The sequence below is a fragment of the Janthinobacterium saanense genome, from assembly GCF_014200675.1.
Lineage (GTDB): Bacteria > Pseudomonadota > Gammaproteobacteria > Burkholderiales > Burkholderiaceae_D > Janthinobacterium.
In genome coordinates this window covers 232,050-254,743 of the sequence record NZ_JACHCI010000004.1, presented here as the reverse complement: position 1 = coordinate 254,743, position 22,694 = coordinate 232,050, and the positions used below count along the sequence as shown (strand labels likewise).

19 protein-coding genes are annotated in these 22,694 nt (G+C 59.4%); 5 read left to right on the top strand and 14 right to left on the bottom strand.

All coding sequences use genetic code 11. The features are described from left to right. Positions 1-81: 81 nt before the first annotated feature. Positions 82-765 (bottom strand): RlmE family RNA methyltransferase, encoded by a 684-nt coding sequence (locus HDE72_RS08305; RefSeq protein WP_183738783.1) that lies wholly within the window; start codon positions 763-765, stop codon positions 82-84. A 42-nt stretch (positions 766-807) separates the two neighbouring features. Here HDE72_RS08305 and HDE72_RS08300 point away from each other — a divergent pair, with 42 nt between their 5' ends. Then, positions 808-1,278, top strand: coding sequence for a YhbY family RNA-binding protein (locus HDE72_RS08300; protein ID WP_183738781.1), 471 nt, complete (start codon positions 808-810; stop codon positions 1,276-1,278). Between the two features lie 84 nt (positions 1,279-1,362). Here the strand turns inward: HDE72_RS08300 and HDE72_RS08295 are convergent, their stop codons facing one another. The 6 genes from HDE72_RS08295 to HDE72_RS08270 form a co-directional block, all read right to left on the bottom strand. Further along, the gene (locus HDE72_RS08295) at positions 1,363-1,806 is read right to left on the bottom strand and encodes a DUF4149 domain-containing protein (RefSeq protein WP_183738778.1); all 444 of its coding nucleotides are present in this window, start codon (positions 1,804-1,806) and stop codon (positions 1,363-1,365) included. After that, positions 1,806-2,282, bottom strand: a complete 477-nt coding sequence (greA, locus tag HDE72_RS08290; RefSeq protein WP_183738775.1) for a transcription elongation factor GreA — start codon at positions 2,280-2,282, stop codon at positions 1,806-1,808. Before greA ends, HDE72_RS08295 begins: the two co-directional genes overlap by 1 nt. Positions 2,283-2,431: 149 nt before the next feature. Next, positions 2,432-5,650: a carbamoyl-phosphate synthase large subunit gene (carB, locus tag HDE72_RS08285; protein WP_183738772.1), complete on the bottom strand. Its 3,219-nt coding sequence runs from the start codon at positions 5,648-5,650 to the stop codon at positions 2,432-2,434. Beyond that, entirely contained in the window at positions 5,643-6,821 is a 1,179-nt protein-coding gene (gene carA, locus HDE72_RS08280; protein ID WP_183738770.1) for a glutamine-hydrolyzing carbamoyl-phosphate synthase small subunit, read from the bottom strand. The genes carB and carA overlap by 8 nt, the downstream gene beginning before the upstream one ends. Positions 6,822-7,129: 308 nt before the next feature. Further along, positions 7,130-7,534, bottom strand: a complete 405-nt coding sequence (locus tag HDE72_RS08275; protein ID WP_183738767.1) for a GlcG/HbpS family heme-binding protein — start codon at positions 7,532-7,534, stop codon at positions 7,130-7,132. Positions 7,535-7,613: 79 nt separating this feature from the next. Next, positions 7,614-8,525, bottom strand: a complete 912-nt coding sequence (locus HDE72_RS08270; protein WP_183738765.1) for a patatin-like phospholipase family protein — start codon at positions 8,523-8,525, stop codon at positions 7,614-7,616. Between the two features lie 701 nt (positions 8,526-9,226). On the opposite strand from HDE72_RS08270, the gene leuA reads away from it, so the two are divergent. Then, positions 9,227-10,924: a 2-isopropylmalate synthase gene (gene leuA / locus HDE72_RS08265; protein ID WP_183738763.1), complete on the top strand. Its 1,698-nt coding sequence runs from the start codon at positions 9,227-9,229 to the stop codon at positions 10,922-10,924. Between the two features lie 197 nt (positions 10,925-11,121). Here leuA and egtB read toward each other — a convergent pair whose 3' ends face one another. Next, a complete protein-coding gene (gene egtB / locus HDE72_RS08260) occupies positions 11,122-12,357 on the bottom strand; it encodes an ergothioneine biosynthesis protein EgtB (protein WP_183738761.1) in 1,236 nt (411 codons plus the stop codon). 21 nt (positions 12,358-12,378) lie between these two features. Beyond that, a complete protein-coding gene (gene egtD / locus HDE72_RS08255; RefSeq protein ID WP_260176569.1) occupies positions 12,379-13,407 on the bottom strand; it encodes an L-histidine N(alpha)-methyltransferase in 1,029 nt (342 codons plus the stop codon). A 285-nt stretch (positions 13,408-13,692) separates the two neighbouring features. On the opposite strand from egtD, the gene HDE72_RS08250 reads away from it, so the two are divergent. Together HDE72_RS08250 and HDE72_RS08245 are read left to right on the top strand one after the other, a co-directional pair. Beyond that, complete coding sequence (locus tag HDE72_RS08250) at positions 13,693-14,382, top strand: ABC transporter ATP-binding protein (RefSeq protein WP_183739269.1); 690 nt, start codon at positions 13,693-13,695, stop codon at positions 14,380-14,382. Between the two features lie 185 nt (positions 14,383-14,567). Next, positions 14,568-14,855 carry a hypothetical protein gene (locus tag HDE72_RS08245; protein ID WP_183738760.1) on the top strand — a complete coding sequence of 96 codons (288 nt, stop codon included), beginning with the start codon at positions 14,568-14,570 and terminating at the stop codon, positions 14,853-14,855. Positions 14,856-15,083: 228 nt separating this feature from the next. On the opposite strand, the gene HDE72_RS08240 is transcribed toward HDE72_RS08245, so the two are convergent. Beyond that, positions 15,084-15,845 carry a GNAT family N-acetyltransferase gene (locus HDE72_RS08240; RefSeq protein WP_183738758.1) on the bottom strand — a complete coding sequence of 254 codons (762 nt, stop codon included), beginning with the start codon at positions 15,843-15,845 and terminating at the stop codon, positions 15,084-15,086. A gap of 155 nt (positions 15,846-16,000) precedes the next feature. Between HDE72_RS08240 and HDE72_RS08235 the strand changes: the two genes are divergently transcribed. Further along, positions 16,001-18,289 (top strand): FdhF/YdeP family oxidoreductase, encoded by a 2,289-nt coding sequence (locus tag HDE72_RS08235; protein ID WP_183738751.1) that lies wholly within the window; start codon positions 16,001-16,003, stop codon positions 18,287-18,289. Here the strand turns inward: HDE72_RS08235 and fdhD are convergent. From fdhD to HDE72_RS08215, 4 genes are all read right to left on the bottom strand, one after another. Continuing rightward, positions 18,286-19,104, bottom strand: a complete 819-nt coding sequence (gene fdhD / locus HDE72_RS08230; RefSeq protein ID WP_183738749.1) for a formate dehydrogenase accessory sulfurtransferase FdhD — start codon at positions 19,102-19,104, stop codon at positions 18,286-18,288. The genes HDE72_RS08235 and fdhD overlap by 4 nt on opposite strands. A 94-nt stretch (positions 19,105-19,198) precedes the next feature. Then, the gene (locus HDE72_RS08225) at positions 19,199-19,813 is read right to left on the bottom strand and encodes a hypothetical protein (protein WP_221291201.1); all 615 of its coding nucleotides are present in this window, start codon (positions 19,811-19,813) and stop codon (positions 19,199-19,201) included. Between the two features lie 90 nt (positions 19,814-19,903). Further along, complete coding sequence (locus tag HDE72_RS08220) at positions 19,904-21,361, bottom strand: Ppx/GppA phosphatase family protein (protein ID WP_183739263.1); 1,458 nt, start codon at positions 21,359-21,361, stop codon at positions 19,904-19,906. Positions 21,362-21,533: 172 nt separating this feature from the next. After that, entirely contained in the window at positions 21,534-22,616 is a 1,083-nt protein-coding gene (locus HDE72_RS08215; protein WP_183738747.1) for a calcium:cation antiporter, read from the bottom strand. Between the last annotated feature and the right edge of the window lie 78 nt (positions 22,617-22,694).

The following is a 22,694-nucleotide window of genomic DNA, read 5'->3' as shown; positions in this document are numbered from 1 at the left end:
CAACAAATGCAGTATAAACAATTTAGGTGCTTGCACCATTATTCACTACGGCACTTCTCGTTCCCATGTGCGGATTCTGCCTTAAATATCAAGAGTGGAATCATCTTCTTCAATGGTATTTTTTACAGGATTCTTGATCCCGCGCCCCATCAGGAAGATTTCCGACGACTTGTCGCGGCTGGCCTTGGGCTTTTTCTGCACCACGACCTTGAATTCTGCCCGGAATTTTTCCACGATCTGGCTGAAACCCATGTCTTTAAAACATTTCACCAGCAATACGCCAGATGGTTTCAGATGCAACTGCGAAAATTCCATCGCCAGGTCGATCAAATGCTCCATGCGCGCAGCGTCCGCCGTGGCGATGCCCGACAGATTGGGCGCCATATCCGACAGCACCAGGTCCACTTTGCGTCCTTGCAACACCACTTCCAGCTGGCGCAGCACGCGCGCTTCGCGGAAATCGCCCTGGATGAAGTGGAAATCGGCAATCGGCTCCATTTCGAGCATGTCCAGCCCGATCAGGGTACCATTGACGCCACCGCCGTCCTTGCCGGCCAGCTTGCGCCGCGTGTACTGGGCCCAGCTGCCAGGTGTGCAACCGAGGTCGACAATCACCTGCCCTGGCTTGATCAGTTTCTCGTCTTCGTCGATTTCTTTGAGCTTGTAAGCGGCCCGGGCGCGGTAGCCCTCTTTCTGTGCCAACTTCACATAAGGATCATTTATGTGGTCGTGCAACCAGTTTTTGTTTAATTTCTTCTTTGCCATTCGCGTAGAATACTGCTTTTAAGGGAATTACTAAAAATTATTATGCTAAAACTTACACCCGTAGAGCGCAGCGCACTGCGCGCTGAAGCACACGCGCTGAAGCCTATCGTCATCATTGGCGAAGCGGGCTTGACACCTGCTGTCCTCAAAGAGATCGATCTGGGCCTCGATTCACATGGTCTGATTAAAGTCCGCGTGTTCGGCGATGACCGTGAAGCCCGCGTTGGAATGTACGATACGATTTGCGGCAATCTCGGCGCCGCCCCGGTACAACATATTGGCAAGCTGCTGGTACTTTACCGTCCGAAAAAAGAAGTGGTTAAGGAAAAGATCAGCTCCGGCAAAGGTATGCGCGAAGTCACGATCGTCAAAGCCAGCGCCAGCGGCACCAAGCGCCCGAGCGTGACCAAGGTCATGATCAAAGGCAATGAACGCGTCACCGAAGGCGGCTCCATCAAACGCGCAAAACCGCGTCAAAAGAGTGCCAAGAAAAGCGCACTGGGCAGCAAATAAGCTTGCACAGCGACAGCGTCCAGGCTGTTGAAACAAGAAGCGGAGCAAGGATTCATCCCTGCTCCGCTTTTTTTGTTCAGTCAATTACTGTTGTTTCCAGATCAGCATACCCGCCAGCAGGCTCTGCACGGCGAAGATCAGGGTCGACACGCCATGCAACATGCCAAAACGGCTACGCATGGCTTCATCCATGACACCGGACGGCGCTTGTGCGCGCAGCTCGGCCATCAAGGGCGTGATGCCGACATAGCTGACCAGCGTACACACCAGCATAGCCAGCACCAGCGCACCCAGCAGGCGGCGGCGCTTCGCTTCCAGGCCAGCAGCGCCCCATTGCAGCAGCGCCAGCAATATCAGCGCGCACGCGATCGACAGCCACGCTTCGACGCGGAACAGGCTGCCGGCTATCGTGCCGGCCAGCATGCGGTCGCTCAGGGTGGCAAACAGGGTCGGTGCGACCACAAAGCCGACCGTCCACAGACTGCCCGCCCATAGCGTGGCGACGAGGAAACGTACGCGGCTCAGCATCAGATGTACAGTACTTCCAGGATTTCGTATTCGCGCGGGCCGGACGGCGCCTGCACTTCCACCACGTCGCCGGCGTACTTGCCGATCAGTGCGCGGGCGATCGGCGACGTTACGGAAACCTTGTTCAGTTTCAAGTCCGCTTCATCGAGGCCGACGATCTGGTAAGTGACTTTCTGGCCCGATTCCAGGTCTTCCAGGTTCACGGTAGCGGCAAACACGACGCGGCCTTCCGCGTCCAGCGTGGTCGGGTCGATAATTTGCGCTGCACCCAGTTTGCCTTCCAGCTCGGCGATACGGCCTTCCACGAACGCCTGGCGCTCCTTGGCGGCGTCATATTCGGCGTTTTCCGACAGGTCGCCGTGCGAACGCGCTTCGGCGATCGCATCGATGACGATGCGGCGTTCCTTGGTCTTCAGGTGATGCAACTCTTCTTTCAGGAGTTCGGCGCCGTATTTGGTCAGTGGGACTGTGGTCATGTTATCTCTACTATCTGCTAAATGTGATCGGTGATCGCTGCAACCGATCTAACAAGTGAAAACCACAGAGGCCGCGCATTATTTTGCGCGAAACTCTGTGGTTCGTGTTCCTACAGTGTACTGCATTAACAGCAGCAACTGCAATCAGCTTAGCCTAGTGTGCGATGCAAACCTTGCAAATCGTACACGCGCAGTTCATCGAGGTGACGGATGCCTTCAACCGCCGCTTCCGCGCCGGCGATGGTGGTGTAGGTCGTCACGCGCGACGCCAGGGCCGAGGTGCGGATGGCCCGCGAATCGACGATGGCGCTGCGTTTTTCTTCCACGGTGTTGATCACCAGTACGATTTCGTGGTTCTTGATCATGTCGACCACGTGCGGACGGCCTTCGATCACCTTGTTCACTGGCGTGACGGCAATGCCGGCGGCAGCGATGACGGCAGCCGTGCCCTTGGTGGCGCACACGCTGAAACCGGACTCGACCAGGTCGCGCGCCACTTGCACGGCGCGCGGCTTGTCCGACGCTTTCACGCTGATGAAGACCTTGCCCGACTTCGGCAGGTTCACGCCGGCGCCCAGCTGCGACTTGACGAAGGCTTCGCCGAAAGTCTGGCCCACGCCCATCACTTCGCCGGTCGACTTCATTTCAGGGCCCAGGATGGTATCCACGCCAGGGAACTTGACGAACGGGAACACGGCTTCCTTGACGCTAAAGTAAGGCGGCACGACTTCCCTGGTGATGCCTTGCGACGCCAGCGATTGGCCGACCATGCAGCGGGCAGCAATCTTCGCCAGTTGCAGACCGGTGGCTTTCGAGACGAAAGGCACGGTACGCGAAGCGCGCGGGTTCACTTCCAGCACGTAGACGACATCTTTGCCGTCTTGTTTCTGGATCGCGAACTGCACGTTCATCAGGCCGACCACATTCAAGCCCTTGGCCATCAGTGCGGTCTGGCGCTTCAGTTCTTCGATGGTTTCAGCGGCCAGCGAGTATGGCGGCAGCGAGCAAGCCGAGTCGCCCGAGTGCACGCCTGCCTGTTCGATATGTTCCATCACGCCACCGATGAAGGTGGTTTCGCCGTCGGAGATGCAATCGACGTCGCACTCGATGGCGTCGTTCAGGAAGCGGTCCAGCAGCACTGGCGAATCGTGCGATACCTTGACCGCTTCGCGCATATAGCGTTCCAGGTCGCGCTGTTCGTGGACGATTTCCATCGCGCGCCCGCCCAGCACGTAGGAAGGACGCACCACCAGCGGGTAGCCGATTTCCTGCGCCAGCGCCAGGGCGTCGGCTTCGGTGCGCGCGGTGCGGTTAGGTGGCTGGCGCAATGCCAGCTTGTGCAGCATTTGCTGGAAACGCTCGCGGTCTTCAGCGGCGTCGATCATGTCCGGAGAGGTGCCGATGATGGGCACGCCGTTCGCTTCCAGGTCCAGCGCCAGTTTTAATGGGGTCTGGCCGCCGTACTGCACGATCACGCCCACCGGTTTTTCGATGGCGACGATTTCCAGCACGTCTTCCAGCGTCAAGGACTCGAAATACAAACGGTCCGAGGTATCGTAGTCGGTCGATACGGTTTCCGGGTTGCAATTGACCATGATGGTTTCGTAGCCGTCTTCGCGCATGGCGAGGGCCGCGTGCACGCAGCAATAGTCGAATTCGATACCCTGGCCGATACGGTTCGGGCCACCGCCCAGCACCATGATCTTTTTCTTGTCGGTCGGATTCGATTCGCACTCTTCGTCATACGTGGAATACATGTATGCCGTGTCGGTCGAGAATTCAGCCGCGCAAGTATCGACGCGTTTGTAGACAGGACGAATGTTCAGGGCATGGCGTTGCTGGCGCACGGCGGTATCCGTGGTTTGCAGCAGGAAGCCCAGACGGCGGTCCGAGAAACCTTTTTGCTTCAACTTGTACAGGGTGTTCTTGTCCAGGTTTTCCAGCTTTTGCGTATCGAGCCACAGTTCCAGGTCGACGATTTCCTTGATCTGTATCAAGAACCATGGATCGATCTTGGTCAGGTTGTGCACTTCTTCCAAAGTAAAACCTTGGGCAAACGCATCGCCCACGTACCAGATGCGCTCAGGACCAGGCTCGCCCAGTTCTTCTTCGATCTTTTCGCGGTCCTTGGTTTTCTCGTTCATGCCATCCACGCCCACTTCCAGGCCGCGCAAGGCTTTCTGGAACGATTCCTGGAAAGTACGGCCGATTGCCATCACTTCACCAACCGATTTCATCTGCGTCGTCAGGTGGTGGTCGGCGGTCGGGAATTTCTCGAACGTGAAACGCGGGATCTTGGTGACGACGTAATCGATCGATGGCTCGAACGATGCCGGCGTGGCGCCGCCCGTGATTTCATTGCGCAGCTCGTCCAGGGTGAAACCCACGGCCAGCTTGGCGGCGATCTTGGCGATCGGGAAGCCGGTGGCTTTCGATGCCAGCGCCGACGAACGCGAGACGCGCGGATTCATTTCGATCACGATCATGCGGCCATCAGCCGGGTTGATCGAGAATTGCACGTTCGAACCACCGGTGTCGACACCGATCTCGCGCAGCACTGCCAGGGAGGCATTGCGCATGATCTGGTATTCCTTGTCGGTCAGGGTTTGCGCTGGCGCAACCGTGATCGAGTCGCCCGTGTGCACGCCCATCGGGTCCAGGTTTTCAATCGAGCAGATGATGATGCAGTTGTCCGCCTTGTCGCGCACCACTTCCATCTCGTACTCTTTCCAGCCGAGCAAGGATTCTTCGATCAGCAATTCTTTGGTCGGCGATGCTTCCAGGCCACGTTTGCATATCGTTTCGAATTCTTCTTCGTTGTAGGCAATACCGCCGCCGCTGCCGCCCATGGTGAACGATGGGCGGATGATGGTCGGGAAACCTACCGTGCGCTGGACAGCCCACGATTCTTCCATCGAGTGCGCTACGCCGGAACGGGCCGAACCGAGGCCGATCTTGGTCATCGCGTCCTTGAACTTGGAACGGTCTTCGGCCTTGTCGATGGCTTCCGGCGATGCGCCGATCAGCTCGACGTTGTATTTTGCCAGCACGCCATGGTTGAACAGGTCCAGCGCGCAGTTCAGCGCGGTCTGGCCGCCCATCGTCGGCAGGATCGCGTCAGGACGCTCCTTGGCGATGATGCGCTCGACTACCGACCAGGTGATCGGTTCGATGTAGGTGACGTCGGCCATTTCCGGGTCGGTCATGATGGTCGCAGGGTTGCTGTTGACCAGGATGACTTTATAGCCCTCTTCGCGCAGGGCCTTGCACGCTTGCGCGCCGGAATAATCGAATTCGCAGGCCTGGCCGATCACGATCGGGCCAGCGCCAATAATCAGAATACTTTTAATATCTAAACGTTTAGGCATTTTTCTTTTTCTCCTCCGCAGCCATCAGGTTGATGAAGCGGTCAAACAGGTAAGCAACATCCATCGGGCCCGGCGATGCTTCAGGGTGGCCCTGGAAGCAGAAGGCCGGCTTGTCCGTGCGGGCAAAGCCCTGCAGGGAACCGTCGAACAGCGATTCATGGGTAACGCGGCAGTTGGCAGGCAAGGTGGCTGCATCAACGGCGAAACCGTGGTTTTGCGAGGTAATCAAAACCTGTTTCGTTTCCAGGTCTTGCACCGGGTGGTTGGCGCCATGGTGGCCAAACTTCATTTTCAGCGTTTTTGCGCCGGAAGCGAGCGCCATGATCTGGTGGCCGAGGCAGATACCGAAAGTCGGAATGCCTTTTTCGATCAGTTCTTTGGTCGCGGCGATGGCGTAATCACATGGTTCCGGATCGCCAGGACCGTTCGACAGGAAGATGCCGTCCGGATTCAAGGCCAGCGCATCGGCAGCCGTCGCTTGCGCCGGCAGCACGGTGACTTTGCAGCCGCGCGCCGTCAGCATGCGCAAGATATTGCGCTTGACGCCATAGTCGAAGGCCACCACGTGATATTTCGCGTCGGCGTCAGCCAGCTGGCCGTAGCCTTCACCGAGAGTCCACTCGGTTTCGCGGTATTCGTACGCGTCCTTGCTCGACACCACCTTGGCCAGGTCCATGCCGGCCAGGCCAGGGAAGGAACGGGCCAGTTCCAGCGCTTGCGCGCTAGATGGCTCATTGCCTTGCGTGCCGACCAGGATGGCGCCGCCCTGCGCACCTTTTTCACGCAGGATACGCGTGAGCTTGCGTGTATCGATACCGGCGATGGCAACGATATTTTCAGCTTTGAGGTAGTCGGACAGGGAAAGGGTGGAGCGGAAATTGGATGCCAGCAATGGCAGATCGCGGATGATAAGGCCGGCGGCGTGTACTTTGGAAGATTCGACGTCTTCCGGATTGACACCCGTATTGCCGATATGCGGATAGGTCAGGGTGACCATCTGGCGGCAATAACTAGGGTCGGTAAGGATTTCCTGATACCCGGTCATGGAGGTGTTGAAAACAACCTCACCCGTGGTATGACCGGCGGCACCGATCGAAAAACCTTTGAAAATCGTTCCATCAGCAAGCGCTAATATGGCTGGAACGGCAGGGCCAGAAAAAAATGGCGGCAAGGGCAACTCCTGATAAAGTTACCGTAGCTGCGCCACGTCAGACCGACCGCCAGGAAACCCGAACGCATGTGTTCATGGGCTTTTGACGATCATTTTGAATGAGGGGATGGGTAGTCGCTACGGTATATGTGTGATTGGCTAAACCTTTGAATTATAACCAAAAGGAAGCTTTTCCACAAGGAAGAAAATTCAAAGGTGCGGCGATTTTTTTGCAACGCAACATCCGCTGCTGCCGCCATAAAAAAAAGCCGCCCGGCATGCGCGGAGCGGCTTTCAAATCAATATCGCTTAGTACTTACACCAACTCCTCACACTACTGCAGCAATACCGGCTTTGGCAATTTGTGCATCTTCGGTCGATTTCACGCCCGACACACCAACCGCGCCCACGCAATGGCCTTCGACGATGATGGGTACGCCGCCTTCCAGCATGCCTTCGATTTCCGGCGCGCTCAGGAAGGATACGCGGCCGCCGTTGATCAGTTCTTCGTAGATGCGCGATTCGCGGCGGCCCAGGGCAGCCGTCTTGGCTTTCGCCGGAGCAATATGCGAGGAAATCGGCGCCACGCCGTCCAGGCGCTGCAGCCACAGCAGGTGGCCGCCGTCATCGACGATGGCGATCGTCACCGCCCAGTTATGCTTGAGCGCTTCCGCTTCGGCGGCGGCAGCGATTTTCTTTACGTCATCCAGGGTCAAAACCGGTTTCGATTGCATGAGACATCCTTATTATGTTGAAGCAAAATTGTAGCTGAAACGGGAGCATTGCTCATACTGCCCGGCAACTAGCGACTATTTACTGCTCGCGCTTGGCCTTCAGCTTTTGTTTTAACTGCGCCATCACCGCAAACGTCGCCTGCTCGCCCGCCAGAATGGCCTGGTTGCGGCTATTGAAATCATTGCCCTTCATCGTGCCCAGGCTGGGCTGTATCACCACATCCGCATCTTTCAGTTCAAACTGGTTGATGCGCTGGCCCATGATGGCGAAGGTTTGCATGATCACCTCCATCGAACTGATGGCTTTTTGCGTATCGGTTTGCGAGGAAATATTGACGGCAATAATAAAGTCGGCGCCCATGTCGCGCGCAGCTTTCACGGGCACCGGCGCCACCAGGCCGCCATCGACATAGGTGCGGCCCGAGATCACCACCGGCTGGAACACGCCAGGCACGGCCGAGGAAGCGCGCACGGCCATGCCGGTATTGCCGCGCTGGAAGAGAATCGGCTGGCCATTTTTCAAGTCGGTCGCCACCACACCAAACGGAATCTTGAGTTTTTCCAGCGGCAAGCCACCCACCGCCTTGTTGACATAGGCTTGCAGCGCCTCGCCTTTCAGCACGCCCGAGGACTTGCCGAACAGCGGCAAAGCCCAGTCGGAAATGGCCGCCTCATCCATATCGAACGCCATCTTTTGCAAGGCGAAACCGGAATTGCCCGCCGCATACAAGGCGCCCACCACGCTGCCCGCGCTGGTGCCCGTGACAATATCGGCATCGATGCCCTGCGATTCGAGCGCCTTGATCACACCGATATGCGCAAAACCACGCGCCGCACCACCACCGAGCGCCAGGCCGATCTTGATCTTGCGTGGGACCACTACCACCGGCTCAGGCGGCGTCAATACGGGGGCGGGTTTCGGCGCGGAAGTTTCGCAGCCAGCCAGGGCAAAGGCGGCCAGGGCAAGCAGGGTCAGGCGTTTAGGGTGCATAGTGAAAAGAAAGGCGCCGCAATCGGCAGTGGCAAGGAAGCGCCGATTGTAGCGCAAGCGCAGCGGCCAGGACTGAAGGCAATCTTAAAAGTTTCCAAATAACAAATCGTGCGCATGGGCGGGCTGCCAGACTATGACCGCACCCATCTCCTGCGTTTATATGCCAGAACAATACCGCTACGCAGACCGCCGCGAGCTGAGCGCCTGCCATAGACCACAGCTTAAACCATCGTCTCCGTTTCGGGATCCACTTTAGCCAGCCTGTAGCACCCATGATGTGTAGCAACACCCGCTCTCATCGAGCATCGACTGTCAACGCAACCAGCCTGGGCAGACCAAGCAAGATACCGCCAGGAAACGCTTGACAGTCCGACACAAACTCCCGTACATTAAACACATGTCCTCCTTCAAACTTCCATCTCCTTCCCTGCTGTCGCTATCGCGACTACTACTAGCACGCGCTTAAGTTTGCCGCTTTGCTACGCCTGGCCACACGCCGGCGTGTTTTAAAAACCCTGGAAGGTTTGATGATGTTTGCACCAATCCCCGCACCAACTGCAATGTCCGACGCGAACGCCGATGTGGGCTTCGCTGCCTGCCTGCTAAACCTAGCGATCGCTTGCCTGGCCTAGTGTCCCGTGGCCGCCCGGCAAGCTTGCGCCGCAACCATTGATTTCCCCTATTTTCAGGAGTACCCGATCATGATGTTGAAAAACCCCGCTTCCAAATACCGCGCCTTTCCTCCAGTCAAATTGACCGACCGTCAATGGCCTAACCAGATCATCAGCAAACCGCCTATCTGGATGAGCACCGACTTGCGCGACGGCAATCAGTCCCTGATCGAGCCCATGAGCGCGGAAAAGAAGCTGCGGTTTTTCGAAATGCTGATCGCCATCGGCCTGAAGGAAATCGAAGTCGGTTTCCCATCGGCGTCGCAAACGGACTTCGATTTCGTGCGCAAGCTGGTCGATGAGAACCGCATCCCGGACGACGTCACCATCATCGTACTGACGCAGTCGCGTGAAGAGCTGATACGCCGCACGGTGGAATCGGTGGTTGGCGCCAAGCGCGCCATCGTCCACCTGTACAATTCGGTGGCGCCCGTATTCCGCAAGGTGGTGTTCGGCATGTCGCGCGAAGAAATCACGCAGATCGCCACCACCGGCACCACCCTGGTCAAACAACTGGTGGCCCAGCACCCGGAAACGGAATGGGGTTTTGAATACACGCCGGAATCGTTCTCGACCACCGAACTCGATTTCTCCAAGCATATCTGCGACGCAGTCAGCGCCATCTGGAAGCCGACCCCGGCCAACAAGATGATCATCAACCTGCCGTCGACCGTGGAATGCAGCACGCCTAACGTGTATGCCGACCAGATCGAATGGATGTCGCGCAAGCTGGCGCGCCGCGATTCCATCATCATCAGCGTGCACCCGCATAATGACCGCGGCACCGCCGTCGCTTCGGCAGAACTGGCCGTGATGGCCGGTGCCGACCGCGTGGAAGGCTGCCTGTTCGGCAATGGCGAACGCACCGGCAACGTCGATCTGGTCACCCTGGCGATGAATCTGTACACGCAAGGCGTGCATCCTGGCCTCGATTTCTCGGACATCGATACGGTGCGCAAGTGCGTGGAAGAGTGCAACCAGTTGCCCGTCCACCCACGCCACCCGTATGCGGGCGACTTGGTGTTTACGGCGTTTTCCGGTTCGCACCAGGATGCGATCAAAAAAGGTTTTGCCAAACAGCAACCTGACAGTATCTGGGAAGTGCCTTATTTGCCTATCGATCCGGCCGACCTGGGCCGCAGCTACGACGCCGTGATCCGCGTCAACAGCCAGTCCGGCAAGGGCGGCATGGCTTATTTGCTGGAACAGGAATATGGCCTGGTCTTGCCGCGCCGTTTGCAGATCGAGTTTTCGCGCGCCGTGCAAGCGGTAGCCGACGCCACGGGCCGCGAAATTGCCGCCCAGGATATCCATGAAATCTTCCAGCGCGAATACCTGGAGCAAACCACGCCTTACGCCTACGCTGCGCACCGCATGGTGGAAGACAGCAACAACGAAGAATCGGTGCAAATCGATATCAGCCTGCACCATCGCCAGGCGCCGCTGGCCCTGCAAGGCGGCGGCAACGGCCCCATCGATGCCTTCGTCAATGCGCTGGGCCTCGATATCAAGCTGATGGATTACCATGAGCACTCGATCGGCTCGGGCGCCAATGCACAGGCCGCTTGCTATGTGGAACTGCGCCTGGACAACGGCCCTACCCTGTTCGGCGCCGGCATCGACAGCAATATCGTCACCGCCTCGTTCAAGGCCGTATTGTCGGCCGTGAACCGCCGTATCAAGCAGACGGAAGTGGAAAGCGCTGCCAAGGCGGCTGTAACGGCCTGAAAATAGCAGTACCGCAATCATCAAAGGGCAGCCACACGGCTGCCCTTTTTCTTTGCGGCTATATGGCAATGTCGCCGCGCCTTCAGAAACCGTAGCGAGCAAGCCCAATATCGGGTTGAGTAGCGGAGCCATACATTCGGTATGGCGAGCAACGGATACCCGAGAGTGGGCTGCGCAGTAGGTTTATGAAGGTGTGCTCAACGAGCGAGTCGTATGCCGGCAAACTGCCAGCGTGCACCGGCAGGAAAGAAATTGCGGTAGCTGGCACGCGCGTGGCCAGCCGGCGTGGCGCAGGAAGAACCGCGCAGCACATACTGGTTCAGCATGAATTTGCCATTGTATTCGCCGAGGGCGCCTGCCGCCGGGCGATAGCCGGGATACGGCGCGTAGCTGCTGCTGGTCCATTGCCAGCAGTGTCCAAACATTTGCTGCAAGCCATTACCTGGGGTTGCCATGGCTGGGTGCAAGCTTCCGGTCTGCACGGGCAAGCCTTGTGCGGCGACTTCCCATTCGGCTTCCGTCGGCAGGCGCGCGCCCGCCCAGTGCGCGTAGGCGTCCGCTTCGAACAGCGACAAATGGGTGGCCGGTTGTCGCAGATCAAGTGCTTGCAAGCCATATAAAGTGAATTCCAGCCAGCGTCCATCGTCGTCCTGCTGCCAGTACAGCGGACAGCTGAGTTTCTGGTTGCGCACCCAGTCCCAGCCCTCGGACAGCCACAGACTGGCCGTGCGGTAGCCGCCCGCCTCGATGAAGGCCAGATAATCGCCATTCGTCACCAGGCAGGAAGCGAGCTCAAATGGGGCCACATATTGCCGGTGGCGCGGTAATTCATTGTCGAAGCAAAAGCCATCGCTGACATGGCCGATTTCCGTCAGGCCGCCGTCAAACGCTACCCAGCCTGCGTTGACGCTGCCAGACTGGAGCTCGGCATCAACAGAAGCAGCTGCGTCCAGATAGGCCGGAAACAAGGGACTTTGCGCCAGCAGATGCTTGACGTCGGTCAACAGCAATTCCTGGTGCTGCTGCTCGTGCTGCAGGCCCAGCGCCAGCAGCATGCTCAAACGTTCGCGCTCGCTGCGCGGCAGCTCACTGGCCAGCAGACGGACGATGCGCGCATCGACATCGTGGCGGTAAGCACGCACCTGCGCCATGTCGGGACGGGTCAGCAAGCCCCGCTGCGCGCGCGGGTGCTTGTCGCCCACGCCGTTGTAATAGGAATTGAACAGCACCCGAAAGGCCGGGTGGAATGGCGCAAAGCCAGGCTCCAGCGCTTCCAGGATAAAGGTTTCGAAAAACCAGGTGGTATGCGCCAGATGCCACTTCACGGGGCTGGCGTCCGGCATGGACTGGGCGCCGCAATCCTCGTCGGACAGGGGCTCGGCCAGGCGCAAGGAATGCTGGCGTACTTGTTTGAAATGGTCGATCAAGATCATTTTCCCGTTGAATTTTTCATGTCAATCCGGCATCGCGCGTGCATGGATGACGGCAAACCATTCCCGCTCATCCATCCAGACGCGGGCCGTGCGATAACCGGCCTGTTCCAGCAAGCCCACGAAACCGGCCCGCGTGTATTTATAACTGTCTTCCGTGTGGATGCGTTCGCCTTTGGCAAAGCGCCGCTGGCCACCCTGCCAGTGCACCACTTGCTCGCAGCGCGCTTCCAGATGCATTTCTACCCGGCCCAGGTCGGCATTGAAGAAACCGTGATGGCGCCACTGACGCACATCAAAGTCGGCGCCCAGCAACAGATTCAGGTGGCGCAGCAGGTTCAGATTGAAGGCGGCCGTGACGCCCAGCGCATCGTCGTAGGCAGCATCGAGCACGGCACTGTCCTTGATCAGGTCCACGCCGATCAGCAAGCCGCCATCGCTGTCTGAATTGGCGCGCAAGCGGCGCAGGAAAGCAATCGCCTGCTCCGGCGCAAAGTTGCCGATCGAGGAACCGGGATAAAAGAACAGGCGCTGCGCATCGCGCACGCTGGCCGGCAAGGTCAGGCCGCTGGAAAAATCCAGGCCCAGGCCCGTCATCTCGATATGCGGGAAACGCTGGCGCAAGCTGGCCAGAGATTCGCTGAGGAAATCATAGGAAATATCCACCGCCACGTATTGCGCCGGATGCAGCAGCGGGAACAGGCTGGCGGCCTTGGCGCAATTGCCCGCGCCCAGGTCGATCAGGGTGCTGCCCGGCCCTACCGCATGGGCGATATCGGCACCGTGGCGGGCAAAGATGGCTGCCTCGGTGCGTGTCGGATAGTACTCATCGAGGCCACAGATGGCTTCAAAGAGTTTGGAACCGAGTGCATCGTACAGGTATTTGGGCGAGGTCCAGGCTTGCGGCGCCAGCAAGCCTTTTGCGACCTCGGCTATCGTGGCGGGAGTCGCACTGGTCTTGCCGCCAGCCTTGTCAGTGACTGCAGGAACGTCGCTTGAACGGATGGCCTGGTGAGGGCTGGATGACTGCTGCTGGGTAGTTGACATGGTCATGTATTCGCATCATGGTGAGGACTTGCACGGGCATACGCAGGAAAAAACCAAACGGTAACGATTTTTTATCATAGCGGAATCTATAAAACCCAGCTGTACGGCAGTTCACTTAAAGGCGATGGCAATTGTATGCCAGCAGGGCCGCGCACGCTAAATTGGTATTGCCAAGCAAAAAGCATAAGCCTGTCGTATACTCCACATTGTCGGCCAAACAATCCGCGCGCCATTGCATTCCCAGGCCCCCCTCTCCCCCGCGTGCCTTCCCTTACGAAACTCATACTCGACATGCTTGAATTGCGCCATCTGTCCAAGTCTTATGCCAACGCGCGTCCCGTGCTGGCCAATCTCTCATGCCGCTTCGAGGCGGGCGAGTTCATTGCCATCATGGGCGATTCCGGCGTCGGCAAGTCGACCCTGCTCAATCTGATCGCCGGCCTCGACACGCCCGATGCGGGCGAAAGCCAGCCCATCCTGGTCGACGGCATTGCCATGTCCAGCCTGGACGACGCGGCAGCTACCCGGCTGCGGCGCTCGCGCATGGGCTTTATCTTCCAGGCTTTCCACGTCTTGCCGCACCTGACCCTGCTGCAAAACGTGGCCCTGCCGCTGCTGCTCAACGGCCTGCCGCAGGAGCGCGCCGCCAGCATGCTGGAAGCGGTTGGACTAGGCGGGCGCGGCGGCGATTTTCCGCAGCAATTGTCGGGCGGCGAAATGCAGCGCGTGGCGATCGCCCGCGCGCTGGTGCACAAGCCGGCCCTGGTGCTGGCCGATGAACCCACCGGCAACCTGGATCCGGACACGGCGCACAGCATCCTGCAATTGCTGCGCGCTGAAATCAAGGCCAACGGCAGTTGCGCCATCATGGTGACGCACTCGCTGGCCGCTGCGGAAATGGCGGACCGGACCATGATACTGACGAAGAGCGGCTTACAAAATGCAACAAATTTCGCGCAAAACACCGCGACATTCAGTTAATTTTAATAACCATGTGTCACCGTATTTGTTATCGTAGTATTATTTAAATCACTTGCTTGCTTATCAATGTTGTATCCGTACCGTCAATGTTGCACTACGTCATACGCAGATAGCCGCGCTGCAGTGACGAACACCCGCCAGTACCAGCCATGGTCCTGGCCCTTGCCAAGCTAAAGGAGAAGTATATGAACGTCCGGCAAAAAAAACTGGAATTGATAGAAGCGATGAACCGGGCCCGCGCGCTCGAACCATCGACCTTCGTGCCCAACAAGCTGCTCGATACCCTGATCGAAAAGCTGAACCTGAAAAATGATGCGGAACTGTGCCGTGTACTGGAAGTGCAGCCACCCATCATCAGCAAGATACGGCACGGAAAGTTATCAGTCGGTGCGACAATTTTATTGCGCATGCATGAAAAATCGGAAATCGCCATCCGTGACTTGAAGGAATTATCGGCCTCGCCCGTGCATTAAAACGTTTTACCGTAGGTCTATCCTGCCAGGCACCCAGGTCCCCGGCGCCATGAACTTTTGCCCTACATTTCGCGCAGTTCGTCCAGCATAAAAGCACGAACACCCTGCCGAAGAAGCCCAGCCCAAAACATGCTGTCCGTTTCTCCCGCACACCTCTCGCGCTCTACTTCCTTTAGACAGCCAGACGCAGCCGCCAACCACACGGCCGCAGCCCGATTACGATAGATATCAGCCCGGCGTCACGCCATAATGGCGCGCATAGCGCTCGTCCAGATTCGCCAGTGGCATCATCATGAACATGTCCGCGCTTTCAAAATCAGGATCCCAGGCCGGTTCGCCGCAGATCCAGGCGCCAGAACGCAGATAACCCTTGATCAGTGGCGGCACTTGCGGCTTTTGCGCCGCTTCCACCTGGTGGATGGGGAAAGGCAGGTGCGGCGTGACGCGGTATTCCGACGGCGCCAGGTGTTTTTCCGCCAGCGCCTGATACACGGCAACGGCGTTGTGGCCGCCATCGGCCAGGCTGATGCTGGCGCAGCCGACCAGATAATCGCAGCGTTCACGGCGCATGTATTCGGCCAGGCCCGACCACAGCAGCATGATCACGCTGCCGCCGCGGTATTTGGGATGGATGCAGGCGCGCCCCGCTTCGACCATGCGGCCGCGCAGATTGTTGAGGCGGCTCAGGTCGAACTCGTTTTCCGAGTACAGGCGGCCTATCTTGGCGGACCTGGCCGCGCTCAGCACGCGGTAAGTGCCCACCACTTTCAGGGTATCGGCGTCGCGCACGATCAAATGATCGCAATGGGCGTCGAACTCATCGCGGTCCAGACCATCGGCATTGGCCAGCGACGCCAGGCCCATGCCTTCAATAAACACCTTGTAACGCAGACGCTGCACTTCGCGCAACTCCTTGGCCGTGCTGGCCACGCTCAGTACCAGTTGAACCGGCCGGGCCTTGGCTTCGTTGGCCGCGATTATGTTTTGCATGGTTTCATCCTTTGTGATCAAGACCACTCCAGCGTACTTGTCTAATATGTCAGGAAAATGACCGTCTAATGTCATTTCCATGACGCATGTCAAAGCAGCGAGCTGATCAGGCATAATCACCACACTCCCTCCCTTACCTGACAGGCAGGCACGCCATGGATGAAAAAGACAGCAGCCACATCAAGCCCTACACCCGGCCAGCCGCGGGCTGGGGCGCCCTGAAACATGTGGCCATTACGCTGCACCAGGAAAGGGTGGCGCCCGCCAATCTGAAGGCCTTGCTGGCGCAAAACCAGCCCGACGGTTTCGATTGCCCCGGCTGCGCCTGGCCCGACAGCAACCACCAGTCCACCTTTGCCTTTTGCGAAAACGGCGCCAAGGCGGTGGCCGCCGAAGCGACCAGCCGCCGCGCCGGCCCCGAACTGTTTGCCAGCCAGACTGTCACAGAGCTGATGGCGCAATCGGACTACACGCTGGAGCAATATGGGCGCCTGACCGAACCGATGGTCTACGACGCGGCCAGCGACCGCTATGTGCCGATCAGTTGGAGTGACGCCTACGCCCTCGTCGGCCGCCATCTGCGCGCCCTGCCCGCCCCTGATCAGGCGGCCTTTTATACCTCGGGCCGCGCCAGCAATGAGGCGGCTTTTTTGTACCAGCTGATGGCCCGCCTGTACGGCACCAACAATTTTCCGGACTGCTCGAACATGTGCCACGAAGCGACCAGCCGCGGCTTGCCGGCCACCGTCGGCATCGGCAAGGGCACGGTCACGCTGGACGATTTCGCACTGGCCGACACCATCATCATCTTTGGCCAGAATCCCGCCACCAACCACCCGCGCATGCTGGGCGAACTGCGTGCGTGTTCACGCCGTGGCGGCAGCATCGTGTCCGTCAATCCGCTGCGCGAACGGGGACTACAACGCTTCATGGACCCGCAAAGTGCGCTGGAAATGGCGACATTGGGCAGTACGCGCATCGCCGGCCTGTTCGTGCAGCCCACCCTGGGCGGCGACCTGGCCCTGATCAAGGCGGTCGCCAAGCGCGTACTGGAACGCGACGACGAAACCGCTGGCATCATCGACCACGCTTTCGTGCAAGAGCATTGCAGCGGTTTCGAGGCTTTTTGCGCCGACCTGCGCGCCGAAAGCTGGCAACTGCTGGTGGCCGAATCGGGCGTGGCCCGCGAGCAGGTCGAGGCCCTGAGCGATGTGTTTATCGCCGGCCAGCGCATCATCGCCACCTGGGGCATGGGTTTGACGCAGCACAAGCAGAGCGTGGCCGCCATCCGCATGCTGTCGAACCTGATGATGTTGCGCGGCCAGATAGGCAAGCCGGGCGCCGGCCTGTGCCCCGTGCGCGGCCACTCGAATGTGCAGGGCGACCGCACCATGGGCATCGAAGAGCAGCCGACCGGCGCCTTTCTCGACCGCCTGGGCCAGGTGTATGGCTTCACGCCGCCGCGCGAGCACGGCCACGACGTGGTGGCAACCATAGCGGCCATGCAGCGCGGCGAGGTCAAGGTGTTCATCGCCCTGGGCGGCAACTTCGCCGCCGCCACGCCCGATACACCACTCACCTATGTGGCGTTACGCAAATGCGGCCTGACAGTGCAGATCGCCACCAAACTCAATCGCAGCCATCTGGTGATCGGCAAGGAAGCGCTGCTGCTACCCACCCTGGGACGCACGGAAATCGATCTGCAGCAAGGCGTGCCCCAGGGCGTGACGGTGGAAGATTCGATGAGCATGGTGCATATCTCGTTCGGCCGCAATGCACCCGCCTCGCCGCAGCTGCGCTCGGAAATCGCCATCGTGGCCGGCATGGCGGCCGCCACGGTGGGTTCTAAGCTGGTCGACTGGGCTGCCTATGCGGCAGACTATGCACGCATCCGCGACGATATCGAAAAAGTCTTTGACGATTTTTACGATTACAACGCCAGGGTGGCCAAGCCGGGCGGCTTTCATTTGCGCGTAGCCTCGCGTGAGCGCGACTGGAAAACCGCCAGCGGCAAGGCCAGCTTCATTGTCGCACCGATTTCCCTGGACACGCCGCTGCACCGCGCCAGAAAGCAGCATGGCAAGCGATTGATGGTGCTCATGTCCACCCGCTCGCATGACCAGTACAACACCACTATCTATGGCATGGACGACCGCTACCGGGGCGTGTACGGCACGCGCCGCGTGGTGTTCGCCAACCAGGCGGATATCGACATGCTGGGACTGGAAGATGGCGCCAAGGTCAACCTGATCGGCGCCTGGGACGATGGCGTGGCACGGCGTGCCGATGACTTTTTACTGGTCGCCTACGACATTCCGCGTGGCTGCCTGGGCGCCTATTATCCGGAAACGAATGCGCTGGTGCCCTTGGCCAGCACGGCCGATGGCGCCGGCACGCCGACTTCAAAATCAGTGCCGGTGCTGCTGGAGCGGACAGTTATTTAAAGCGTAATGCCGGGCGTGTAGTCGACAAAGGCGTCCTGGCGGCAAAAGCCCACCAGCTTCATGCCAGCCTGCGTGGCGATGCTGATCGCCAGCGAACTGGGGGCGGAAATCGTTGCCAGCAGGGGTATCTGCATGCGGGCGGCCTTGCGCGCCAGCTCGTAACTGCCACGACTGGACAGGAACACGAAACCGCGCCGCATGTCGATGCCGTTCAGTGCCAGGTGGCCGATCAGTTTATCGAGCCCGTTATGGCGGCCGATATCTTCGAAGGCGTACAGAATCGCGCCATCGGGCGCGCACCATGCGGCGGCGTGCACGCCGCCGGTTGCCTGCATCAGCACCTGGTGCTCGCGCAAGCCGTTCGAAGCGCGCGCCAGGGCGGCTGGCAGGTCGATGTGTATGGAAGATGGCGGCATGGGCGCAGGCTGCAGGTCCAGCATTTCCAGGCTGTCGATGCCGCACACGCCGCAGCCGCTGCGGCCCGTCAGCGCACGCCGACGGTCTTTCAGGCGCACGAAATCCTCTTGTGCGATGGTCATCGCCACTTCGGCAGAATCAAGGCGTAAAAAGACGTCACAATCGAAAATGGCGGCGGCTGAAGCTACGATGCCTTCCGTCAGCGCGAAACCATAGGCAAACGCTTCCAGGTCGCGCGGCGTGGCCATCATCACGGCATGGGAAATACCGTTGAATACCAGGGCGACGGGGATTTCTTCGGCCACATGGTCGATGGCGTGCGCAGTCGACTCGCCGCGATGGCGGACGATGGCGCGCTCGACGAAGCCGGCACGTTCAATTTCTGCTTCTTCAGACATGGCAGGCACGGTGGGAGCTATCACAAGCCCCCATGGTAAACCAGAATCGGAAAAAACGTGGCGGGGAGACGCACAGCCTCCCCTGCCCCGGACATCAATCCTTCTTCGGACGGCCCGTTTTCAGTTGTGGCAAACCGGCCAGCACATTTTGCAGGGTCGCCAGGTCGATCTGGCTGATCAGCGCCACGCCGATGCGCAGCAACTCGCTTTTCTTGATCTCGAAGCCAGCCTTCAGGCAAGCCTTCTTGACCTGGCCCAGCACCTCATACTCGGCTTCCGGCATGGTGAAGCTGTCGCGCACCAGTTTCGGCTTGCGGGCTTTTTCCTTGGCGACGGCGACAGGTTTGGCTACGGCCTTGGCCACAGGTTTTGCCACAGCTTTGGCGGCCGGTTTGGCCGCTGCCTTGACAGCCGGTTTGGCGGCAGCCGCTTTTGCAGCTGGCTTGGCCACTACCTTGGCAGCTGGCTTTGCAGCTACTTTGGCGACCGGCTTTGCCGCTGGTTTGGCTGCAACCTTGGCAACTGCCTTCACTGGCGCCTTGGCAGCCGGCTTGACCGCAGCCTTGGCGACCGGCTTGGCGGCGGCTGGCTTGGCCGCGTTGATCGATGCGCTGGTTGGGAAGATCGAGACGGGAGCCGACGCAGCAGCCGCCGTAGGGCTCGATGCAGGCTTGGCAGCGGCTTTTTTCACTGGCACAGTTTTAGTCATGGTTTCTCCAATTTAAAGAATATAAACAATATATACCGTTTCTAGAAAATTTGCTTGCAAAACATGAATTGTTACACAAGCCGCTACACCTTACGCACTGGCGCGTATGGTGAAATCGACGCCTACTTCATCCCAGAATTCCTGCTCTTTCTCGATCCAGAATGACACTGTCGGGTGATGCGCCACCCAGCTGCGCTTGATATCGAGTTCGATGCGGCTCTTCATGCGCAAGCGCAGTTCACTGAAGTCGGCCTCAATACGTGCGTGCATCAGCAAAATCGACAGGCGCAGCGCCAGCACCGCTTTGGCGAAATCAGGGTCGGCCAGCACCTCGCCGATCTTGCGCAGATTGCCCTTCTGCGCCAGGATCAAGCGACTCATGGTTTTTTGCTCACGCGTGGTAAAACCGGGCAAGTCCGCATTCTCGACGATATACGCCGCATGCTTATGGTAACCCGTCTGCGACACGGCCAGCCCCACTTCATGCAGCAGGCTGCCCCAGCGCAGGCATTTGACCAGCGCATCGGAACTGGGCTTGAGCTGCGCATACATGGCCAGCGCCTGTTCGGCCACCCGGCCCGCGCGGCGCTGGTCGATATGAAATTTCTCCATGCAGCCCTGCACCGACTGTTCGCGGCGGTCGCGCTTGGTCGAACGCAGGTACAAATCCCACATCACGCCCATGCGCAAGCCGGCCTCGATCGGCGTCATGACGGGAATCGCCAGTTCGCGGAACAGGCCGATCAAAATCGCCAGGCCGCCGACGATGGTGCTGGCGCGGTCCGGGCGCAGGCCCGGCATGTCGATCTTGCTGGTGTGGCCGATTTCAATGAAGCGGCGCGCCAGCGCGTCGAGGCTGGGGCCGGTCAGCAATCCATCGCCCAGCTTGTTGCGGGCGATGATGTCGGCAATCGTGCGCATGGTGCCCGACGAGCCGTAGGCCGTCTTCCAGTGCTGCGGGCGATATGGTGGCGCGGCATCCTCGAAATGACTGCGCGCCGAGAGGATCGCCGCTTCGAACGACGGCGCGTCGATGCGCCCGCCGATAAAGAAAGACAGGCTTTGCTTGACGGTGCCCAGGCTGAACGACTCGACCCGTTCCGTATCCTGGCCACGGCCCAGTATCAATTCGGTGGAGCCACCGCCGATGTCCATCACCAGGCGCCGCTCGGCAGGAATCGCCAGCGCATTGGCCACGCCCATATAGATCAGGCGCGCCTCTTCTTCACCGGAGATGATTTCAATCGGATAGCCGATGGCCTGTTCGGCCAGCGGTAAAAAGACGGCGCCATTGTGCGCCACGCGCATGGCCGAGGTGGCCACCACGCGCACGGCGTCGAGCTCATAATCGGCCAGCACGGCGCGAAAACGCCGCAAACAGGCCAGCGCTGCCTGCATCGCCGCCTCGGTCAGGTCGCCGTCGGCGTCCAGGCCGGCGGCCAGGCGGATCGGATCGCGTACGCTTTTGAGCACGCGTATCGCCTCGCCATCATGTTTGCCTATGTGTAAACGAAAACTGTTGGACCCCAGGTCCACCGCTGCATACATTCTAGCCTCTTGTGTTGTCGGTGCATTGCCATTGCGATAAGCATGCGAGTCAGTGACCGGCATGCAAACCATATAAATCATTTAAACGATTTAAAAATGCTACCACACTACCCCCATCGTATGACAGCAGCATGACAGGAGCGTGACAAAAACAAGGGCCGGCAACAAACAACTAGGGCACGATGGTCGTGAACAGGTAGACGGCAAAAATCACCAGGTGAATCGTACCCTGCATCACCGTGGTGCGGCCCGTCCCCAGCGACAGGGTGGCCACCATCAGCGACAGCAGCAACAGCACCGTGGACTTGATGTCCAGGCCCAGCGTGATCGTCAGGCCGGTTGCCAATGACACCACTACCACGGCAGGAATCGTCAGGCCGATACTGGCCAGGGCCGAGCCGAGCGCCAGGTTCAGACTTGTTTGAAGACGATTTGCGCGCGCCGCGCGCACCGCGGCCAGGCCTTCAGGCAGCAGCACGATGGCGGCGATCACGATGCCGACCAGAGTTTTGGGCGCACCCATGCTGGCAATCGCCGTTTCCAGCGCAGGCGCCAGCGATTTGGCCAGCAGCACCACGGCGCCCAGGCATACCAGCAAGGCGCCGGCGCTGATCCAGGCCACCGCCGGCGTGGGCGGTTCGGCGTGCACTTCTTCGTCGCCGACGGCTTCCTTGGGCAGGAAGTAATCGCGGTGGCGCACTGTTTGCACCAGCACGAAAGTGCCGTACAAGACCAGTGAAATGACGGCGATGAAAATCAGCTGGCTGGAATTGTAGAATGGGCCGGCCGCGCTCGAGGTGTAATTCGGCAGCACCAGGGTCAGGATGGCGATTGCCGCCAGCGTGGCCAGCGAAGCGCTCACGCCCAGCAGGCCGAAGCTCTGCTCCTTGTGGCGGCCGGCGCCCAGCAGCAGGCAGATGCCGACGATGCCGTTCAAAATAATCATGATGGCGGCAAACACGGTGTCGCGCGCCAGGCCCGTCGTTTCCGGCCCGCCGGCCAGCATCAGCGAGACAATCAGCGCCACCTCGATCAGGGTCACGGCCAGCGCCAGCACCAGGGTGCCGTACGGCTCACCGATACGGTGAGCCACCACTTCTGCGTGATACACGGCGGCCAGCACGCTGCCGATCAAGCCGATCACCAGCAGGATCTGGTAGGCGCCGCCGAAGCCGAGACCGGCTCCCAGCAAAAACAGCCAGCCGGCAATCGGTGCGGCCAGCGGCCATATAGGTAGGGATCTGATACTTTTCATGAGTAAGCCTGACAAGAGTGAACGGAGGACGCATGCAAGCAGCGGCGGCGGGCGCAAACGCCTGCAGCGCATCTTAGC